The following is a 2,382-nucleotide window of genomic DNA, read 5'->3' as shown; positions in this document are numbered from 1 at the left end:
GCCTTTACCTGCTGTACAGCGCGGCGTTCTGAACCGCTGACGGCAGCAGCATCAAGGCTTGCCCAGCACCTTGATGCTGCTGCCGCAACTGCTGGTTCGCGGGCAGGACTTCTTGTCGTAGTGGAAGTTTTCGTCGAGACATAAATCGACGGACTTCAGCCAGGCGCGATTGCACTGGAGGACCACGGTCTCGGCGGTGAGCCCGGGGTTGTCCCGTGCCAGCGTGGCGACGATCTCGGCCGCCGTGGTGCTGACATCCCTGCCGCCCGGGACCAGGTTCTCAGGCCAGCTCATGCGGCGATCGACGAACTCGGACCACGAGGCGTAATCGACTTCCGATAGCCCCGAGCAGCGGCCGTACAAACGCCAGGTCGTGCGCGTCTCGACCTTGTTCTTGGTGAAGCGGGCCATCTGCGCCAGCATCTCCGGCGACATCAGCAGCGAACCATTCGGGCATTCGTCGACGTCCTTGTCGTTGACGACATGAACCAGATCGCGCAGCACGAAACCCTGGCGCGGCACGCCGCACTGCTCCTCCTTGCTGCCACGATTCTTGTCGCAGTATTCCGGGCTCCAGAAGAACCGGGCCAGCCAGCCAGCGCGCGGCGGCGCCTTTTCGACAACCACGGTTTCGGGAACGCCAGCCGGCGGCGCCGCTGGCGCTTCAGGCGTCATGGCGGCTTCGGGAGCGGGCACGACTTCAGGCGCAGCAACAGCTTCCGCGCCAGGGGTTGGCTCCGCTGGCGCGACTTCCGGCGCTGCGGCCTGGCCGTCAATCGCCGGATTGGCCGCTGGGTCAGCGACGGGTTCGGCGGCCTGTTCGGTCACGGGATCGGCAACAGGGCGAATGAAACCGCAGGCCGACAAGGCAAGCGTCAGCACAGTCGCAGCAAGGGGGCGCAGCAGCAGTCGGGACATCATCAAGCTTCCTGTCGTATGGCGGCGTATCAAATCCCGCGGAGAATCGGCCAGGGGCAATCCCCAAGTCAATCAAATCAACGCTGAAATGCACGCTCGGCAAAGTGATTCAGCTGTGAACCGTTGTAGTATTGAACCATACGGTTTGCCATGATTCAGACAAGATTTCGGGCGGCGGAATATCTCTCCCCGAAACATCAGGCGCGGCCGATTCAATTGGGAAAACCTGCGATGAGGACGCGCAATACCAAGGCACCGCCAGCGGCAGCCTCGAAGGCTCCAGAAGCCGCCACGACGCCCCCGGGACCTGTGCCTCTGACCCAAGCCGAGCCACCCCTGTCTTCTGCCTCGCTGCCCGGCGAAGAGTCTGGCGATGCCAGCTTGCTTCATCCCCCGAGCGAAGAGCTGTCGCGGCAATGGATCAAGCTGGGCTTCCTGATCCACGACGTGTCGCGCCTGCGCCGTTCGGCCTACGACCAGTTGATGAAGCCGCTGAAGATCACCCGCGCCCGCTGGTGGGTGCTGGCGCATCTGTCACGCCACGACGGCATGATGCAATCGCAGCTTGCCGATGTGCTGGAAGTGGGCAAGGCCAGCCTCGGCACCGTTGTCGATCAGCTGGAGAACAGCGGCTGGGTCGAACGCCGCGCTGATCCGCTCGACAAACGCGTCAAGCGCGTCTATCTGACCCGCGCCGCGCAGCCGCTGATCAAGACGATGACCATCGAGGAAGATCGTTTCAACCAGCGCGCACTCGGCGCACTCAGCCTGGACGATCACCAGACGCTGTCTCGGCTGCTGGGTCAGATCAAGCATTCGCTGTCGCGGATGGGCCTCGATAACAGCAGCCAGTCGCTGGACGAGGACTAGGGTCTGTTGACATTGCTTTGATCGCTGCGTTGCCGGCCCCGAATAATCTATCTGGGCCGCCGGGCGAGGCGCGAACCGCAGGCCATAGCCCATTGCTGCCTTACTCGTCGCGTCAATGGGTCGGCCATTGACCACTCCTCGCTCGTTGCACTGGGCAAAAACGACCTCCGCCGCAGTGAGCAAAGTAATGCCAGCAGACCCTAGCCAGACCGCCCGTCGTCAACGACGACAAAACTGGCAAAAACGCGTTGCGCTTCTTCGTATGCCTGCATACCATCTGCTCCGCTCCCTTTGCACTATCCCGTCGCGCGGAGCCTTGTGGAGAGCGTCATGGGTTTTCTGAAATCGCTGTTTGCTGCGAAGGAAGCAAAGTTTGTGGAAGTAGCGCCATTTGGCGCGCGCTACGAAGTGCCGAGCGGGGAAACCATGCTCGAGGCCGCCCTCAAGAATGGCGTGCCGTTTCCGCACAACTGCACGGTCGGCACCTGTGGCTCCTGCAAGTGCAAGCTCAAGTCCGGACGCGTCTCGGCGCTGACCGACTTCGGCTACACGCTGTCGCAGCAGGAAATCGCCGCCGGTTTCATCCTCGCCTGT

At 62.6% G+C, this 2,382-nt stretch carries 3 protein-coding genes; 2 read left to right on the top strand and 1 reads right to left on the bottom strand.

Going from position 1 to position 2,382, the window contains the following annotated elements:
• Positions 1-51: 51 nt before the first annotated feature.
• Positions 52-918, bottom strand: coding sequence for a hypothetical protein (locus QZY06_RS16550; protein WP_295686162.1), 867 nt, complete (start codon positions 916-918; stop codon positions 52-54).
• A 381-nt stretch (positions 919-1,299) separates the two neighbouring features.
• Here QZY06_RS16550 and QZY06_RS16545 point away from each other — a divergent pair, with 381 nt between their 5' ends.
• Together QZY06_RS16545 and QZY06_RS16540 are read left to right on the top strand one after the other, a co-directional pair.
• Positions 1,300-1,788, top strand: a complete 489-nt coding sequence (locus QZY06_RS16545; protein ID WP_295686161.1) for a MarR family transcriptional regulator — start codon at positions 1,300-1,302, stop codon at positions 1,786-1,788.
• A 330-nt stretch (positions 1,789-2,118) separates the two neighbouring features.
• A partial coding sequence (locus QZY06_RS16540) for a 2Fe-2S iron-sulfur cluster-binding protein (protein ID WP_295681331.1) occupies positions 2,119-2,382 on the top strand: 264 nt, incomplete at its 3' end.

This window comes from uncultured Nevskia sp., assembly GCF_903885465.1.
Classification (GTDB): Bacteria; Pseudomonadota; Gammaproteobacteria; order Nevskiales; family Nevskiaceae; genus Nevskia.
Note: the sequence above shows the minus strand (reverse complement) of the source record. Positions and strands in the feature narration are given on the sequence as shown.

Excerpts from the sequence above, each read along its gene's own strand:
- QZY06_RS16550 (WP_295686162.1), bottom strand. The coding sequence starts at position 918 with ATGTCCCGACTGCTGCTGCGCCCCCTTGCTGCGACTGTGCTGACGCTT.